The organism is Arthrobacter sp. NicSoilC5, assembly GCF_019977395.1.
Lineage (GTDB): Bacteria > Actinomycetota > Actinomycetes > Actinomycetales > Micrococcaceae > Arthrobacter.
The window spans coordinates 3,063,998-3,080,879 of sequence record NZ_AP024660.1 but is presented as its reverse complement, the minus strand read 5'-3'; the positions used below and the strand labels follow the sequence as shown (position 1 = coordinate 3,080,879).

The 16,882-nt window shown below is 67.2% G+C and carries 17 protein-coding genes; 4 read left to right on the top strand and 13 right to left on the bottom strand.

Features of this window, described 5'->3' with window-relative positions:
• Positions 1 to 82: 82 nt before the first annotated feature.
• From LDO22_RS14410 to LDO22_RS14390, 5 genes are all read right to left on the bottom strand, one after another.
• Complete coding sequence (locus tag LDO22_RS14410; protein WP_224024061.1) at positions 83 to 1,252, bottom strand: MFS transporter; 1,170 nt, start codon at positions 1,250 to 1,252, stop codon at positions 83 to 85.
• On the bottom strand, positions 1,249 to 1,911 hold the full coding sequence (locus LDO22_RS14405; protein WP_224024059.1) for a GntR family transcriptional regulator: 663 nt from the start codon (positions 1,909 to 1,911) through the stop codon (positions 1,249 to 1,251). The genes LDO22_RS14410 and LDO22_RS14405 overlap by 4 nt, the downstream gene beginning before the upstream one ends.
• Before the next feature lie 146 nt (positions 1,912 to 2,057).
• Positions 2,058 to 3,434 carry an MFS transporter gene (locus tag LDO22_RS14400; protein ID WP_224024057.1) on the bottom strand — a complete coding sequence of 459 codons (1,377 nt, stop codon included), beginning with the start codon at positions 3,432 to 3,434 and terminating at the stop codon, positions 2,058 to 2,060.
• 188 nt (positions 3,435 to 3,622) lie between these two features.
• Complete coding sequence (locus LDO22_RS14395) at positions 3,623 to 3,967, bottom strand: NAD-binding protein (RefSeq protein ID WP_263422183.1); 345 nt, start codon at positions 3,965 to 3,967, stop codon at positions 3,623 to 3,625.
• Positions 3,964 to 4,494: an NAD(P)-binding domain-containing protein gene (locus LDO22_RS14390; RefSeq protein ID WP_224024055.1), complete on the bottom strand. Its 531-nt coding sequence runs from the start codon at positions 4,492 to 4,494 to the stop codon at positions 3,964 to 3,966. Before LDO22_RS14390 ends, LDO22_RS14395 begins: the two co-directional genes overlap by 4 nt.
• A gap of 138 nt (positions 4,495 to 4,632) precedes the next feature.
• On the opposite strand from LDO22_RS14390, the gene LDO22_RS14385 reads away from it, so the two are divergent.
• Positions 4,633 to 4,893 (top strand): DUF3072 domain-containing protein, encoded by a 261-nt coding sequence (locus tag LDO22_RS14385; protein ID WP_159634843.1) that lies wholly within the window; start codon positions 4,633 to 4,635, stop codon positions 4,891 to 4,893.
• Between the two features lie 125 nt (positions 4,894 to 5,018).
• Here the strand turns inward: LDO22_RS14385 and LDO22_RS14380 are convergent, their stop codons facing one another.
• A complete protein-coding gene (locus tag LDO22_RS14380) occupies positions 5,019 to 5,222 on the bottom strand; it encodes a hypothetical protein (protein ID WP_159634846.1) in 204 nt (67 codons plus the stop codon).
• Between the two features lie 356 nt (positions 5,223 to 5,578).
• On the opposite strand from LDO22_RS14380, the gene LDO22_RS14375 reads away from it, so the two are divergent.
• Entirely contained in the window at positions 5,579 to 6,868 is a 1,290-nt protein-coding gene (locus tag LDO22_RS14375) for a glycosyltransferase family 87 protein (protein WP_201302542.1), read from the top strand.
• 28 nt (positions 6,869 to 6,896) lie between these two features.
• Positions 6,897 to 8,153: a glycosyltransferase 87 family protein gene (locus LDO22_RS14370; RefSeq protein WP_224024053.1), complete on the top strand. Its 1,257-nt coding sequence runs from the start codon at positions 6,897 to 6,899 to the stop codon at positions 8,151 to 8,153.
• A gap of 24 nt (positions 8,154 to 8,177) precedes the next feature.
• Here LDO22_RS14370 and mptB read toward each other — a convergent pair whose 3' ends face one another.
• Both mptB and LDO22_RS14360 read right to left on the bottom strand, forming a co-directional pair.
• Positions 8,178 to 9,803: a polyprenol phosphomannose-dependent alpha 1,6 mannosyltransferase MptB gene (gene mptB, locus LDO22_RS14365; protein ID WP_224024051.1), complete on the bottom strand. Its 1,626-nt coding sequence runs from the start codon at positions 9,801 to 9,803 to the stop codon at positions 8,178 to 8,180.
• Positions 9,804 to 9,952: 149 nt separating this feature from the next.
• The gene (locus LDO22_RS14360; RefSeq protein ID WP_224027251.1) at positions 9,953 to 10,354 is read right to left on the bottom strand and encodes a MerR family transcriptional regulator; all 402 of its coding nucleotides are present in this window, start codon (positions 10,352 to 10,354) and stop codon (positions 9,953 to 9,955) included.
• Between the two features lie 230 nt (positions 10,355 to 10,584).
• On the opposite strand from LDO22_RS14360, the gene LDO22_RS14355 reads away from it, so the two are divergent.
• Positions 10,585 to 12,036, top strand: coding sequence for a SulP family inorganic anion transporter (locus LDO22_RS14355; protein ID WP_224027250.1), 1,452 nt, complete (start codon positions 10,585 to 10,587; stop codon positions 12,034 to 12,036).
• A gap of 61 nt (positions 12,037 to 12,097) precedes the next feature.
• Here LDO22_RS14355 and LDO22_RS14350 read toward each other — a convergent pair whose 3' ends face one another.
• The 5 genes from LDO22_RS14350 to LDO22_RS14330 all read right to left on the bottom strand — a co-directional run bounded on the left by LDO22_RS14350 (position 12,098) and on the right by LDO22_RS14330 (position 16,866).
• Positions 12,098 to 13,219, bottom strand: coding sequence for an FAD-binding oxidoreductase (locus tag LDO22_RS14350; RefSeq protein ID WP_224024049.1), 1,122 nt, complete (start codon positions 13,217 to 13,219; stop codon positions 12,098 to 12,100).
• A gap of 77 nt (positions 13,220 to 13,296) precedes the next feature.
• Entirely contained in the window at positions 13,297 to 14,340 is a 1,044-nt protein-coding gene (locus LDO22_RS14345; RefSeq protein WP_224024047.1) for a Gfo/Idh/MocA family oxidoreductase, read from the bottom strand.
• On the bottom strand, positions 14,340 to 15,122 hold the full coding sequence (locus LDO22_RS14340; protein ID WP_275966755.1) for an amino acid ABC transporter ATP-binding protein: 783 nt from the start codon (positions 15,120 to 15,122) through the stop codon (positions 14,340 to 14,342). The genes LDO22_RS14345 and LDO22_RS14340 overlap by 1 nt, the downstream gene beginning before the upstream one ends.
• Positions 15,119 to 15,907, bottom strand: a complete 789-nt coding sequence (locus tag LDO22_RS14335; protein WP_159634867.1) for an amino acid ABC transporter permease — start codon at positions 15,905 to 15,907, stop codon at positions 15,119 to 15,121. The genes LDO22_RS14340 and LDO22_RS14335 overlap by 4 nt, the downstream gene beginning before the upstream one ends.
• 95 nt (positions 15,908 to 16,002) lie before the next feature.
• Positions 16,003 to 16,866, bottom strand: coding sequence for an ABC transporter substrate-binding protein (locus LDO22_RS14330; RefSeq protein WP_224024045.1), 864 nt, complete (start codon positions 16,864 to 16,866; stop codon positions 16,003 to 16,005).
• Between the last annotated feature and the right edge of the window lie 16 nt (positions 16,867 to 16,882).

Genomic DNA, 16,882 nt, shown 5'->3' with positions numbered 1-16,882 from the left:
GACGGGGAATCCCCGGAAACCCGGGGACCCGCCGTCGTGCGCTGCCTGAAAGCCTGCCCGGCGTGACGCTGGGCAGCAGCTGTCAGTCCAGCTGCACCCCGCGAAGCAGCAGGAGCGTCCCTCCCACCACGACGGCTGACGCCAGGAACACGCCGCCCGCACCCAGCCCGGCGGCTACGACGCCGATGGCGCTGGGCAGGACCACCTGTCCCACCCGGTTGCCGGCGAGCCGCAGGGCCAGTGCACGCCCCCGCTGCCCGGCCGGCGCCTGCGCCGAAAGCCAGGACATGGTCAGCGGCTGGCCGATGCCCAGGCCCAGCCCCAGCACGGCCATAACACCAAAGAGCAACCACGCCGGCATGGGAATGGCCGCAGCCGCCAAAGCCGCGGTGGACAGGGCCAGGCTCACCACCAGCAGCCGCATCCGGCCGATCCTCCGGGACACCCGGCCCAGCAGGAGCCGTGACACCATGGAGAAGACGGCGCGGACGGTCAGCATGGCGCCCACGGTTGCCGCTGTGAGTCCACGGTCGGCGCCGAGGGCCGGCAGGTAGACCATGGTCAGGTCCACCACGGCCAGGACGGTGGCGCTGGTGGCGAGGGCGCGGGCCACGCCGGGTGACTTCAGCAGGGATACCGCACTGCCCGTAACGGCGGAAACGGCCTTCTTCCTCCCGGCGCTGACGTGGGCCGGGACAACAAAGGTGGTGGCGAACAGCACCAGGCTCATGACGACCGAAAGAAGGAAGATCGCCTGGGTGTCGGGACGGATGGATGCGCCGCCCACCAGGGAAATCGCCAGCGGCCCCAGGGCCTGCCCCAGGGACGCGGCAAACGTCAGGTATCCGAACGCGGAGTCCATCCGGGACGAGGCGGCATTGTTGGCCACCACCGCCTGCTGCCCCACGACGCACGCCAGTTGCCCGGCCCCCAGCAGCGCGGTTCCGATGACCAGGGCCACGATCGAGGAGCCCCACAGCAGCAGGAAGGCAGAGCAGGAGAGGACGACGGAGGACCCGATCGCCATGAGCCTGCGCTCACCCAGGCGGTCCACCAGGCCGCCCGTGGGCACGGCAAGCAGCAGCGGAAAGACGGCGTAGCTGGCGGCGAGCAGGCCCAGGGCGAAGCCGGGGACATCGAGCTCGAGCGCACGGTAGGTGGCTGCAGGGCGGACCAGGAAGGTGACGGCCTGGATGAGTGCGGAATGGACCAGCAGGGCCGTGGACGTGCGCCGCCCGAGTTCACCGATCATGCGCTGGTTGTGGCGCCGGAGATGGCCCGCACCGCGGCGTCCCGGGCGCCCATCACGTGCTCGAAAGCGATGGCGGCAGCCTTGTCCGGATCGCCGCCGGCCACTGCATCCACCAGGGTCCGGTGCTGGGCCAGGGCCTGGTCCCGGCGCTCCTGGGTACTGTTGGTGAAGTGCCGGTACCGCTCCATATGGCTCGAGATCTGGCCGTGGAAGCGACGGGCCCAGGAGTTTCCGGCGATCGCGGCGATTTTTGAGTGCAGCGCCATGCCCTGCTGCATGGCGTCATCGGCGAACGTCACCATGGCGGCGTTGCGTTCAAGGATGCCGTGCAGGGCTTCGATGTCAGCAGGAGTCGCTTTCAGGCAGGCGTTGCGTGCCATCAGTGACTCCATTGCCGCGCGGACCTCGTACAGTTCTGAGATGGCGGCTTCGTCCAGTGACGGGACCAGCACCCCGCCCGTGGGCTGCTGTTCCAGCAGGCTTTCCGAGATGAGGCGCCGGATGGCCTCACGCAGCGGCGTGCGGCTCACCTGCAGCGCCGATGCCATCGCCGGTTCGTAGATGCGCTCCCCCGGTTTCAGCTCAAGGCTCAGGATCCGGCGCTTGAGTTCCTGGTAGACAAAGTGTGCGCCGGTGTTCCGGGCCGGTGTTTCGGGCATGTGCCACCTCCACTCGCCATCATACTTGTATACATCTATACAAAAGAACCGCGCGGAGCCCGCCCCCGCCGGGGCCACGGGCCGGCACACGAAGAAGGGAGGGGCAGCACGCGCCGCCCCTCCCTCTTCGTCGTTGAACGGCGGACCTAAGCGCGGCCCGCGGCGCGTCCGGTCTTTTGCGCCTCCAGGTCCTCCAGGGACGTACCCCTGGTGTCGGAGGACATCAGGGTGGCCACCGCGGAGACCAGGCAGATGCCGAGCGTAGTCAGGCCGATGGTCAGCGGGATGTTCGCCGAGCCGGGAGGGGCGATCGCGGTGAAAATGCTCGGGAAGAACGACGCGATCATGAGCCCGATGTTCTGCGAGACAGCGAAGCCGGTCACCCGGATCCGCATGGGGAACTGCTCCTGGAAGAACGTGGCGAATGTGGCGTTCCACATCTGGAAGAAGATGCCCTGCACGATCACCACGCAGACGAAGACCAGTGGCAGGCTCCCCTGCTCGATCGCCCAGAGGTATCCGGTCACCAGGACGCCGCCGGTGACGCCGCCGGCCGCCATCAGCATCCGCCGGCCGATCCTGTCCGAGAGCGCGCCGAACACCGGAATGGTGGCCACGGCCGCGATATTGGCCACCAGCGTCACCCACAGGAACTCGCTGCTGGAGAACCCGTTGCCGTAGCCCTTCTGGGTGGCAAAGGAGACGCCGAAGATCAGGGTGGCCATGCCGATGACATTGGTGAAGGTCATGAGGATGCAGCGGAGCAGTGCGCCCGGCCGGGTGCGCAGGAGCTCGGCGAGTGGAAAGCGCTGCGCGGCCCCGGCGGTCCCGGGCTGCGCGGCGTAGGCGGGAGGCTCGGTCACGCGGCGGCGGATGAGGTAGCCGGCAAAGATGACGACGGCGCTGAGCAGGAACGGGATGCGCCAGCCCCAGGAGCCGAACTGGTCAGCCGGAAGGAGGGCGGCGAGCGGCAGCAGGACGGCGGTGGCCAGGATCGACCCCACCTGGGTGCCCTGGAGGCTGAAGCTGGCGAAGAAGCCGCGCCGGGCATCCGGCGAGTGTTCGACGATCATCGCGCTGGCGCCGCCCAGTTCGCCGGCCACCGCGAAGCCCTGGATCAGGCGGAGGATCACCAGGAGGGCGGGGGCGAGGAGGCCCACCTGCCCGTACGTGGGCAGGAGCCCGACGGCAAAGGTGGCAAAGCCCATGAGCAGCATGGCGAAGACGAGCACCTTCTTGCGTCCGTGCCGGTCCCCGTAAGCACCGAGGACGACGGCGCCTACCGGGCGGGAGACGTATCCCACCGCATAGGTTGCAAGGGAGGCAATGATCCCAACGGTCGGGTTTTCCGCGGGAAAGAAGATGGTCGGGAAGATCAGCGTGGCAGCCAGCGAGTACAGCGCGAAGTCGTAGTACTCAAGGGCACTTCCGATCCAGCCGCTCATTGCGGCCTTCTTCGGATCCCGCAGACCCGCGCCGGCAGCTGGACTGGAAGGGGCTACGCGGGTTGGGGTGGTGCTCATGTGCTTGTCCTTCGTCTTCATTGGCAAGGAACCGAAACCCCTGGAAACAGTTGGGGCGGTGTCTGCGCAGAAACCCACGGGGGACGGGCTTGGGCGGCAGCTCTTGAATCGATTCATCCAATATAGAAGGTGACGTGCATTACGTCAATGGGCAAGCGCTATCCAGCCTGCTCTGGGAGCCCCGGCTGCTACCTGCTGGCGTAGTACGCCGCAGCCATGTCCTGCTTGGCGCGGCCCTGTTCTGCCACCCGGTCCAGCCGGGCGGCGAACGCTTCGGCGCCGTCGAGCTTGAGGCCCTGCTCAGCGGCGGCATCGACGATCAGGTGTGCATCCTTGCAGCCAGTGTCCACGGCGAAGGACGCAGGCTCGAGTCCCTCATCCAGGATGAGCCCCATCTTGGTCCGTAGGTAGGGAAGGTCCAGTCCGCCGCCGTCGATTACGTTGAGGAACTGCTGCGGATCGACCCCGAGCGCCTGGGCAAGGGCAACCACCTCGCCGGCGGCGTTGGAGGCGGCAATGACCCAGCTGTTCACCACAAGTTTGAGCCGCGCGGCGGACCCTTCAGCGGGGTCCTGCCCGTCCAGATGGTTCGGGCGCCAATGGCATCCAGCACCGGTGCCACCCGCCGGCGCACAGCGTCAGGCCCGGCGGCCAGCACCAGGAGCTGGCCGGCTTCAGCGGGCGCGCGGGTGCCTGACACGGGCGCTTCCACCAGGTCCAGGCTGAGCTCGGCGGCCAGTTTGGCCACAGCGGGCGCGTCCTGCACACCCACGGTGGTGGACTGGATCCAGGCCGTGCCTGGCCGGAAGCCCGGGGCTGCAGCCCGGACCACTTCTTCCACCGCGGCGGCGTCATAGAGCATGGTCAGGACCACGTCGGCCGCTTCCACGGCGTCGGCGGGACTGGCGGCACGCCGGGCGCCGTCAGCAGCCAGGGGTTCCGTTTTGGTCGCATCCCGGTTCCACACGGAAACCTCGTGACCGGCCCGCAGGAGGTTCCGGGCCATGGCCGCTCCCATGATTCCCGTCCCGAGCACTGCGACTTTGAGCTTGGTATCCATCGAGTCATTCTCCTGGCTGCGTTGATGTCCGGCGTCTACCTACTCAACGTCTCCATGATTCCCCGACTTATTCAAGCGGAGGCATTCCAGAGCGCACGCTCCAGTGGAATGTCTGCGCCCCGGCCTAGACTCGTACCCATGAGCGACAGCAACCAGGAAACGATCGGCAGCCCGGAACCCGAACCTAACGCAGGGCTCAACAGGGACCCGGAAGACTGGGTGACCGGGGACGAGCCCATGACGGCAGCCCAGCGCAGCTACCTCGATACCCTTGCACGCGAGGCGGGGGAGGAACTTCCCGCTGACCTGAGCAAGGCGGAGGCGTCAAAGCACATCGACCGGCTGCAGCAGCGCAGCAACCGCGTGGGCGGCGGCGGGGACAGCAGCGCCGGCAGCTAGACGCGGCAAGCGGGCGACGCCGGCACTGACGGCGGCGCCAAAGGCGCCGCCGTCAGGGGCAGGGTAAGTTCGACGACCGGCTTTGTGCCAGGGGGCCGGCTGTGTCAGCCGCCGGCTGAAGGGGCCTACCAGGCCTGGTGTTCGCGGGTGAGGCCGAAGGGGACGGCGTCGCTGAGGTCCACCGTGAACTTGTCGGCGCCATGGCGGGTCACCAGGATGCCGTGGCGGCGGCCGATCAGTGCATGGGCCTTAGCAGCTGCGACCGCGGCGTCCAGCTCGGTGTCCATGCTGTGGCGGTCGGAGACGGTGAGGGTCAGGGGGAAGTTCATGGATGTTGCCTGTGTCTTTCAGGGGATGGGTGGGCATACCCCGCCCAGCGCTCCCCCTGGCTGCATAGGCGGTTGGCGCTTTCGCGCCTCAACCCATGGTGCCTGAGCAAAAATGTGCCAGCAACTTTAGATAAATGACGCAGGTCAGCGCCTTGGGCGCCACCCTTTGTCCTGACAATTACTGGCCGCAGGGCGCTGTCAATTAGAGTTGAAAGGGAGTGGGAGCCGTTTTCCGGGGCTTCCATCTGCCTCCGAAACCCGCCCCGCGGCCCACCCGAGCCATTATTGCGCGACCGCTGACTGTGCAACGACCTGACAAGGATTCCGCCATTTCCACCGACGCTCTCTTCGGCAATCTGACCAGGATCCGCAATGTCATCCTCCCCGCGCCCGTGCGGAGCGGCCTGAACTCCGGGCGCGGACTGCTGGGCGGCTTCATCGTGGTCCATTTGGTCTTCCTGGTCTTCGCAGCTTCGCTCTCCCTGCGCGGCGAGGCGTTCAGCGACACCTTCATCTACCGCGACTGGGCCATGGCCGGCTTCAACGACGCCAACCTCCGGGGCGGCCCCAGCCCCTGGGTTTATCCCATCCTGGCCCTGATCCCCATGGCTATTGCGGGCCTCGCAGGCCCTGGACCGTTCTTCTTCCTCTGGGTCCTCATGACAACCGTCCTCAATGGCTGGGCGCTGCTGAAACTCACCGGGCGCGGCCGCAACGCCAACGCCATCCCCGCGGGCTGGTGGTGGCTGGCCTTCACGTTCCTCATGGGCTGGCTCGGCTTCGCCCGCGTTGACGGCCTCACCGCCCCGCTGGTCCTCGTGGCCCTGGCATACGGCGTCCAGCGCCCGTTCATCGCCTCGGTCCTGCTGGCCATCGGCACCTGGGTGAAGGTCTGGCCGGCGGCCATCATGCTGGCCCTGTTCGCCGTCGTGAAGAACCGCCTGCTGGTGGTGCTGGCAGGAATCGCGACGACGGCGGGCGTCGTTGCGCTGGCGGCAGCCCTAGGCAGCGTCCCCAAGCTCCTGAACTTCCTCACCCAGCAGGGCGACCGCGGCATGCAGCTCGAGGCCACCTTCACCACCCCGTGGCTCTGGCTTTCCGTTCTGAACGTGGGCGGCTCCCGGATGTACATGAACACGGACATCAACTCCATGCAGGTGGACGGCCCCGGCACCGCCACCATGTCCGTGCTGATGCAGCCGCTCCTGGTCCTGGCCGCCCTGCTGGTGGCAGGCCTGGCCTTCTGGGCGCTCCACAACGGCAAGCAGCACAAGGTGGCCGGCGGCGTGGACCGGACCGAGCTGCTTCTGGCCGGCGCCCTCGCCCTGGCCGCCGCCTTCGTGGTGTTCAACAAGGTGGGCTCGCCCCAGTTCATGGTGTGGCTGGGCCCCGCCGTCGCCGTCGGCCTGGCGCACAGCTGGCGCGAATGGCGCGTCCCGGCACTGATGCTGATCGCCATCGCCGTGGCCACCTACTTCATCTACCCCCTCTTCTACGACGCCCTCAGCCACAACAACCCGTGGATGGCACTGGTGCTGACCATCCGCAACATCCTGCTGGTGGTCCTGTTCCTGTGGAGCGTCCGGCGCCTGTACTCACTGGGCAAGAAGACCGCCGCACCCGCCCCCGCGCTCAAGGAGACCTGAGATTTCCACAAGGTTCTTTGACCGTTTGGTGACGGTCCGCAGCAAAGTCCTGCCAGCCAAGGTGGTGGACTGGTTCGCCCGTCCGTCCAGCGTGTGGTGGGGCTTCGCCGTCGTCCACTTGTACTTCCTGGGCTGGATGGCGTCCTTCTTCCTGAACGGCGATACGTTCAGCGACACCGAGCAGTACCGGCAGTGGGCCATGGACGGGTACAACCCGGCGGACCTGACCGGGAAGATCAGCCCCTGGGTCTACCCCGTGCTGGCGCAAATCCCCATTTTCCTGGCGAATATCGCCGGGCCGGGCCTCTACCTGCTGGTCTGGTTCCTGATCATCACGGCACTCAACGCCGTCGGCCTGCTCTATCTGACCCGCGGCCCGCGGAAGATGACGGGCGTGGCTCCGGCGTGGTGGTGGCTGTTCTTCACCGTCTTCATGGGCTACCTGAGCTTCGCCCGGGTGGAAGGCATCACCGCACCGATCGTGCTGATCGCGCTGCTCTACGCGGCTGACCGGCCCGTGGTGGCGGGCGTCCTGCTCAGCGTGGCCACCTGGATCAAGGTGTGGCCTGCAGCCGTGCTGGTACCCATCGTCATCGCCAGCCACAAGCGCATCCAGGTGGTGCTCGCCGGTGCCGCTGTGACCGCCGTCGTTGGACTGGGGACCTGGCTGACCGGCGGGCTGCCGCACATCATGGACTTCCTGCTCAACCAGGGCGAGCGCGGCATGCAGCTCGAGGCCACCTTCTCCACACCGTGGGTCTGGCTGAGCGTCTTCCACATCGCCGGTTCCAAGATGGCGGACAACACGGCCATCAACTCCACCGAGGTCTACGGCCCCGGAGCCAGTACTGCAGCGTTCCTGATGCAGCCGCTGCTGGTCCTCGCCGCCGTGACCGCCGCCATCCTGCTGGTGCGTGCCATGCGGCGGGGCGCCGAGCGCGAGGAACTGTTCCTTGAGGGCTCCCTCATGATGGTCACCGCGTTCATCGTCTTCAACAAGGTGGGCTCGCCGCAGTTCATCATCTGGCTGGCCCCGGTGATCATCGCCGGCCTGGCCCACGACTGGGAGCGCTGGAAGGTGCCAGCGGCCCTGCTGATGGGCATCGCCATGACAACGTTCGTGATCTACCCGCTGTTCTACACGCCCCTGATCCACGCCCACCCGGTCATGGCGGCCATCCTCACCACCCGCAACGTGCTCCTGGTGGTGCTGCTGTGGTGGTCGGTGAAGCGCACGGCGGAACTGGGCCGCAAGACCTCCACGCGGGTGCCGGCGGAAGCCTAGCTTTTTATGTGGCCGGCCGCCCGGCTAGCGGCTTTCGGACCGGTCGACGGCGGCTGGGGCCTGGGGTGCGCGGGTGCGGCGTGCCGCCCGCCGTCCCACGGCCCACTGCCACCCGCGCCGGGCCAGGTCGAGGGGCTTTCCCTCGATGAGCAGTTTCCGGGTGTGGACGTCCAGCACCAGCAGGTAGAACGTGAAGGCCAGGGCGGTGAAGAACGCCAGGGAGGACGCGTCGATGGGAAGTTCCACGAAGGACCAGACCGAGAGCTGGTCCTGGGCGCCGAACACCACGAAGAACGTCACGCCCACGTACAGCGAGCGGATCTGCCAGTCGTCCCGGATGCCGGTGACCGCGAGGAACGGCAGGAACCAGAGGATGTACCAGGGCTGGATGATGGGTGAGAGCATCACTACGGCGGTGAACGCCAGGGCCATCCGGCGCACCGCCCGGGAGTAGTCGCCGCGGAACATCAGCAGCAGGACCAGGGCGATGGCGGCCCACTTCATGGCCGTCCTCAGCCAGGTGGCCAGTGTTCCGCCGGGCAGGCCCAGGGCGTTGGCGAGCATCTCCACCTGCTGGCCCAGGAAGCCCGACGGCGAGTAGCCCGTGTAGCCCGGGGTGGGGTCCATAATGGCCCAGGTCCAGCCGATGCCCAGGTTGTAGGGGATGCCGCTGAGGGCCAGCACGCCAAAGCTGATGGCCGCCGTCGCGCCCCACATCAGGAACTTGCGCGGCCAGGAAGCGGAAGGGCCCGCCCACATGACCCCGATGAACGGCAGCAGCAGCACGGTGATGGGCTTGATGCCGATGGAGGCGGTGACCAGGAGGATGCCCGGCAGGTAGCGGCGGGTGGCGGCCAGGTAGACACCGGCGACGGCGAGCCCCACCATGAGTGCGTCGTTGTGGGCACTGGCGATGAAGCTGATGAGGAACAACGGGTTGGCCACGGAGATCCAGAGGGCCCGCGCACCGTTGATGCCGTGCAGTTCGGCCAGCTTGGGGACGTAGATGACGCAGAGCAGGACGCCGACGCCGGCCAGGAGCCTGAAGAGCAGGACTGACGCGTCGGGCTGGGCGCCGGTCAGCCCCACGACGGCGCGCGCCAGCCACAGGAAGTACGGCCCGTAGGGGGTCCGGTTCTCGGCCCAGGCGGGGTCGGCGCCCAGCGAAAACCAGTTGTTGAGGGTGGAAATGCCCACCTCATACGGGTTCTGGCCCTCCTGGACCAGGCGTCCCTGGCCGGTATAGGCGTAGACGTCGCGGGAAAAGACCGGGACGCAGAACAGCAGCGGCAGGGACCAGGCGGAGATGGCCACCACCACGGACCGCAGCGAGGACTGCCCCCAGTCCCCCAGCCGCTGGCCCAGCCTCAGCCAGGAGCGCATCAGGAGCATGGCGCCGGCCGTCAGCAGCACGGTGGACACGGCAACACCCCACCCCTCGGTGCGGAGCGCGATGACCACCGGCTGGCGGATCATGGGCGAGCCGTTGGCGATCCAGCCCGTGCCGATGGAGCCGACAAACATCATGAGGGCGCCGATGAAACCTTCGATGGTGGCGAGGTAGGCGCGGCCCCTGGCGGGCACGGAGGGGTCGACCGGTTTGCCCGGCCGGCTCTCCGACGTCTCAAGGTGTGACCCGCCTGCCGTCATGATTGTGTGGTCCCCTACTTTGTTACGGCACTGGTTGCACCGGCTCTCTGGGCCGCCCTGCAACCCGGTCATTTTATCAGCCGTGCTTACTGCTGCCCCGGGGCCATGGCCGGGCGGCAAGGCACAGTTTGGCAACAGCGGCGGGTCCCCTACCGAGCGCGCAGCAGCGCCAGGAACTCGTCGGCCATGCCGAGTTGTTCCTCCAACTTCGCACGGCGCCGCGCTGCTTCTTCAATGAAACCGTTCAACTCAGTCCTGATGGCCGTAACATCCTCGCCCGGCTCGGCCGCCTCCAAAGCGTCAATGACCTTCAGGAGCCCGGCCATGGCTTCGAGCGTGAACCCCAGCGGTTTCATCCTGCGGATCAGCAGCAGGCGCGTGAAATCGCGCTCGGTGTAGAGGCGGAATCCGCCGTCGGTGCGGCCGGACGGTTTGAGCAGGCCCACCTCGTCGTAGTGGCGGATGGTGCGCAGGGACATCTGCGAACGGTCCGCGAGTTCGCCGATATGCATTGTGGCCACCACTTCTTCGGCGGTCATCTCTTTCACCATCACGTCACCCATCCGGCTCAACCCTCACGTTAGGGTAGTGTTGCATGCGCAGCCGGCAGTCACCGGCACTTTTCTCTCCACCCCAATTGTCTTCCATGGCAGGGCTGGACCCTTGCGCACCGTGGCGCGCCCAACGTTGCCCACCCGCTCTTTCCTGAGAGCCAAGTCCCTGGAGCCGCTCCTTGGCCGTCGCCGACCGCCCCCGCCCCACCCGGCAGCCGAATACCGTCATGGCCGCGCTGCGCTCTCCGCGGCAGCTGACCCGCGAAGTCCTCGCCGGCATGGTCACCACCCTCGCGCTCGTCCCGGAGGTCATTTCGTTCTCGATCGTGGCCGGGGTGGATCCGATGGTCAGCCTCGTCGCCTCCATCGTGCTTGCCTTGGCGATGTCCATCCTTGGCGGACGGCCCGGCGTCGTAACGGCGGCTGCGGGCTCCGTGGCCCTGGTCATCGCACCGCTGGTGCACGAGCACGGTGTCCAGTACGTCCTGCCCACGGTGCTGCTTGCAGGGGTAATCCAGGTGGTCTTTGGCCTGGCCGGGCTTGCCCGCCTGATGCGGTTCATCCCGCGATCAGTGATGATCGGGTTCGTCAACGCCCTGGGTGTGCTGATTTTCATGGCGCAGGTGCCCCATGTCCTCAACGTCCCCTGGCTCGCCTACGTCCTGTTTGCCCTGACGCTGGCCATTATTTTCGTCCTCCCCCGCTTCACCAAGGTGGTCCCGTCACCGCTGGTGGCCATCGTCGTCGTCACGGCGATCGCCATCCTTGCGGGCCTTGCTGTTCCCAACGTCGCCGACGAGGGGCCCCTGACCGGCCAGATGCCGGGATTCACCCCGTTCCTGGTTCCGCTTGATGTTGAGACCTTCAAGCTGGTCCTGCCCACGGCGCTGAGCGTGGCGTTCGTCGGCCTCATGGAAACCCTCCTCACGGCGAAACTGGTCGATGACATCACCGAGACGCCCTCGCACAAGGGCCGCGAGTCCTGGGGCCTGGGCGTCTCGAACATCCTCGCCGGGTTCTACGGCGGCATCGCCGGCTGCGCCATGATCGGCCAGACCGTCCTCAATGTGAAGACCGGCCAGGCGCGGACCCGCATCTCAACGGTTGTGGCCGGGGTGTTCCTGCTGGCCCTGGTGACGGGGCTGAGCCCGATCATGGGGCAGATCCCCATGGTGGCCCTGGCCGCGGTGATGATGGTCGTGGCCGTCACCACGGTGGACTGGCACAGCGTCAGGCCGTCCACCCTCAAGCGGATGCCACTGCCGGAGACGATCGTCATGGGAGTCACGGTGGCCGTCGTGGTCTTCACGGGCAACCTGGCCTACGGAGTGCTGGTGGGCGTCATCCTGGCGATGGTGCTGTTCGCCCGCCGGGTGGCCCACGTCATCACCGTCGAGCGGAACCTGGCGGACGACGGCGGAAGCGTGCGTTACGAGGTGGTGGGGCCGCTGTTCTTCGGCAGCAGCAATGACCTCGTGGAGCATTTCGCGTACGCCGACGATCCCGCCTCGGTGACCATCGATCTTAGCCGCGCCCAGATCTGGGACGCATCAACGGTGGCCGCCCTGGACTCCATCGAAACCAAGTACGGGCACCACGGCGCCGAGGTCGCCATTGAAGGCCTCGATGAGCGCAGCACCGGCTTCCACCGCCGCCTTACGGGGCATTTGGGCGCCTGACCTTCGGCGCGCGTCCAGGAGCGGGGCCGCACGTCTGCGGTCCCGCTCCTTCGCGCATGACCTAGGAGAACCGCCCCGGCCGGAACGTCGCCAGCATGGGGTGCTTCCGGCCCGTCAGGATTTCACCGGCAAGAAGTTCGCCGGCGATAAGGCCCAGGGTGGCACCGGAGTGCGTGAAGGCAACGAAGCAGCCCGGCACCTGGCCGAGTTCGCCCAGGACGGGTTCGCCGTCACCGGGGATCGGCTTGTAGCCCATCTTCCAGGAGGCCGGCTTGAGTTCCGGATTGCTGGCAACCAGCCTGGAGGCTTCATCAGCCAGTTCCTGCACCACTTCTTCCGGGACGGTGAAGGAACCGTCCGCGTGCTCGGTGATGTGTTCCTCGTACCAGTCGTGGTCCAGCGCGAACGTGCCGCCGGGGTTGGGCCGGAGCGCGGCGCGCGGGGTGTTCATCACGGCGGTGACGTCGTGCTGCACCTGTTTGGTCACCACCAGCATGGACACCGGCGAACCATTGGGGATGTGCACGCCCAGGGGCTGGACGACGGCGGGCGTCGCTGCCCCGCACGCCACCAGGACGGCGTCGGCCGGGTAGGTCCCACCGGACGAGGTCTCCACGCCGGTGGTGCGGCCGCCCTCCACCATGACGGAGGCCTTGCCGGCATTGAGGACCAGTTCGCCGCCACGGGAGTGGAACTCCTCCATCAGGAAGTCGATCAGGTCCGGAAGGCTGACCCAGCCTTCGCCGGGGTTGAAGATGGCGTTGTCCGGTACGGCACTGGAATCGATACCGGGGGTGGCTGTTGCAATCTCTTCCGGAGCCAGCAGTTTGGAGTCGTAACCGATGGACTTCTCGTAAGCGTGCCGCGCCTCGGTCGTTTCAGCCTGCCCGTCCGCGTTCCACATGAGTCCGCCTCCGAACTGGAGCCACTCCCGCTTGGGGTCCGAGGCGAAGAGCGTGCGGTAGCGGTCCACGCCGGCAACCCGCAGTTGGTGGTACGGGGTGGACCGTTCGCCCGCTGAGTTGAGCCAGGACAGGGAACGGCCGCTGGCTTCGCTGGCCAGGCCGCGCTCGGTCAGCAGGATCACGGAGACGCCTTCGCGGAGCAGGTGCACGGCGGTGGAAACGCCCAGGATTCCGCCGCCGATAATGGCGACGCGCTTGGTGGCTGTGGCAGAGGACATTGGTGTCCCTTTCTTTGGAATTCGTGGTTCTGGGTTGGACGCGAACGGTGCGTCATGGAGAAGAGTTGGGGGGAGCCTCAGGCCAGGGCGTGGATCCCCTCGATGACTTTCAGTACTTCGAGGGGGCCGGCGGGGTCGACGGGCAGCGGCCCCTCCCCGTGCAGGGCTGCGGCCAGTTGCACGTAAAACTGCGGGTAGGCGCCGCGTTCGGCAGGAACGGGGGACGTTGCACCATCGATGCCCAGGAGCCCCCAAGACTCCTGGGGGTCGAGGCCATATGCCGGATCCGACGGCGGCATACCCGCTGCGAGCGCAGGTTCCTGGCCGTCAAGACCCCACTTGGTGTACCCGGCCGCGGAGCCGAGGACGTGGAAGCGGGCGCCCGCCTGGGCGGCCATGCCGTTCATCCACAGCCGGGAGCGTACTCCGGAGGCATGCAGCAGTGACACGAAGGCCTCAGTGTCGGCAGCGTCCGGATGTTTCCCGCGGTTGGCCGTCTCGCCGTAGCTCCGTTCCACCGGGCCAAACAACTGGATGGCCTGGTCGATCAGGTGGGCTCCCAGGTCGTGCAGGATGCCGCCGCCCTCGGCAAGGGACACGGTGTCCCGCCAGTTCCCAAACCCTCCCGGCCGCCACCACTCGAACCGTGATTCGAAGCTGCTGACCTGCCCCAGCGCTCCCGAGGCCAGGATCTTCCGGAGGGTAAGGAAGTCTGCATCCCACCGGCGGTTCTGGAACACCGTAAGCCGCACCCCGCCGTCGTCCGCCCTGCTGAGCAGTTCCCCACCCAGGGCGGACGTGGGCACGAACGGCTTGTCCACCACCACGTGCAGGCCATGAGCGATGGCCGTCGCGGCCAGTCCGAAGTGGGTGTGCGGCGGGGTGCCCAGGATGACCAGGTCCAGGTCCGCGGACAGGGCGAAAAGCTCTTCTGGAGTTCCAACGATCCGTGCCCGTGGGTAGAGGCGTGCCGCCTCGGCCGCGCGCCCGGGCCGGGCCGTCAGGATCACGTCGAGCGAGAAATCCGGGTTGGCCGCGATCAGCGGCGCGTGGAAGACCTTTCCGGAGATCCCAAAGCCGACGACGGCGGTCCGGATGGGTGCAGCGGGAACCGTACCCATCAGAGCACCTCGGAGAGGAAGCGCTGGAGGCGTTCGCTGCGGGGGTCGTCGAAGAGTTGGGTGGGAGTGCCTGCTTCAACCACTTCACCTTCGTCCATGAAGACCACCTGGTCGGCGACTTTGCGGGCGAAGCCCATTTCGTGGGTGACCACCAGCATGGTCATGCCGCGGCGGCCCAGGCCCGCCATGAGGTTCAGGACGCCCTTGACCAGCTCAGGATCCAGGGCGCTGGTTGCTTCGTCGAAGAGCATGACTTCGGGTTCCATGGCCAGGGCGCGGGCAATGGCGACGCGCTGCTGCTGGCCGCCGGAGAGATCGCGGGGGCGGTGGTCGGCGCGTTCGGCGAGGCCTACTTCGGCCAGGCGTTGGCGGGCGCGATCCATGGCCTGGGCCTTGGGCATGCCCTTGACGGCCCAGAGGGCCAGGGCAACGTTTTCTTCCGCAGTGTGGTCCGGGAAGAGGTTGAAGTGCTGGAAGACCATGCCGATGCGGGTGCGCAGGGTGTCCGGGTTGGTGCCCAGGGTGCTGTCGCCGGCGAGCAGCACGTCGCCGCTTTTGGGTTCGTGGAGGCGGTTGATGCCCCGCAGCAGGGTGGATTTGCCGGAGCCGGAGGGGCCGATGATGCAGGTGGTGGTTCCGGGGGCGACCGTGAGGCTGACGTTGCGCAGGACGTCGATGTCGCCGTAAGCCATGGTGACGTTGTGCAGTTCCAGGCTGGAGCCGTGGAAGGTCGGGGCCCCTATGCGGCCTGCTGTGGTGGTGTTTTGTGTGGGGGTGTTCATGTGTTGCTCCCGGTGGTAAGCGGCGAGGCCGCGTCGAGTTCCTTGACTTCCTTCAGCCCGCTGGTGGGTGGCGCGGCCCGGCGGCGTCCGGTGCGGAACTTGTTGTCGAAGTGGTTTACCAGGTGCGTCAGCGGGACGGTGATGACCAGGTAGAACAGGCCTGCCGCGACCAGGGGTGAGAGGTTGCCGGAGAGCACGGCGGCGTCCTGGCCCACGCGGAAGAGTTCGCGTTCGGTGACCAGCAGGCCCAGGAAGTACACCAGGGAGGAGTCCTTGACGATCGCGATGAACTGGTTCACCAGGGCCGGAAGCACCCGGCGTACGCCCTGGGGCACCACCACCAGGGCCATGGACTTGGCGTAGCTCATCCCCAGGGCGCGGCAGGCCTCGCCCTGGCCCTTGTCCACGCTGAGGATGCCGGCGCGGAAGATCTCGCCGATGTAGGCGCTGGCGATCAGGCTCAGTGCGATGATGCCCAGCGGGTAAGGGGACGGCCCGAAGATCGATTGGCTGAGCCGGGCGAAGCCCTGGCCGATCAGCAGGATGGTCAGGATGGCCGGCAGGCCCCGGAAAAGGTCGGTGTAGATCCGGGCCGGAACCCGCAGCCATTTCGAGGGTGAGATGCCCATGACGGCCACCACCATCCCCAGCACCGTGCCAAGGACGGTGGCGGCGATGGAGATGATCAGCGTGTTCAGCAGGCCGACCGCCAACAGTTGGGGCAGGACCTCGGCCATAGCGCCGAAGTCGAAGAAAGTACGGATGATGGTGTTGAACCAGTCCATGGTTGCTCTCAGACGTAGATTGGGTGGAGGTGCCGGGGCGGGCCGCGGCCAGCGGGGCCCGCCCCGGCAGTGAAGCCGGAGGGCTGGTGCGCGGGCTACTTGCTGGGCGCGGGTGAGGCGGAGGCGGCCTGTTCGGCCTTGGGCAGGTACTGCTTGGGCATCGGGGAGCCCGGGAACCATTTCTGGTAGAGCTTCTTCCAGGTGCCGTCCTCCATGGCGGCGGCCAAGCCCTTGTTCAGGGCTTCCTTGAAGGCGGTCTTGCCCTTGGCGACGGCGAACCCGGCCGGAGCGTCGAAGGACGGGATGTCCGCGGCGCTGACCAGGCCGTGCTGGTCCTCGTAGGCCTTCGCTGCCTCGTAATCCAGGAAGTGGGCGTCCGCGCTGCCGCTGTTCACGGCCGCGATGGCGGTGTTGTTGTCCGGGAAGCGGACCAGGCTGGCCGAGGTGAAGTTCTTGACGGCGTACGCTTCCTGCAGGGTTCCCTGGACCACACCCAGGCGCTTGCCGGCCAGGCCCTCAGCGCTTGTGATGCCCGACGTCTTGGTGGTGATCACCGTCAGGTAACCGGCCAGGTAGCCGTCCGAGAAGTCCACGGTTTCCTTCCGCTTGTCCGTGATGCCGATCGCGGCCACACCGGCGTCGAACTGCCCGTTGGCCACTGCGGCCAGGAGGCCGGAAAAGTCCTGTCCGGTGAAGACCACGTTGTCCACACCGGCCCGGTGGGCCACATCCTTGAACAGTTCGACGTCGAAGCCGGTGAAATTACCGGACGCGTCGGCGAAGGTGTACGGCTTGGAGTCGCCCAGGCTGGCCACGCGGATGGTGCCCGGCTGGATCAGGCCGTAAGGGTTGTTCTCAGTGGTGGAAGCGGCGGAGGTGGAGCTGCAGCCGGAGAGCGCCAGGACCGCAGCCAGTGCTGCGGCGGCGATTCCGGCCGGGCGGAGGTTCTTTTTCTTCACAGCGTTGTCCAATCGT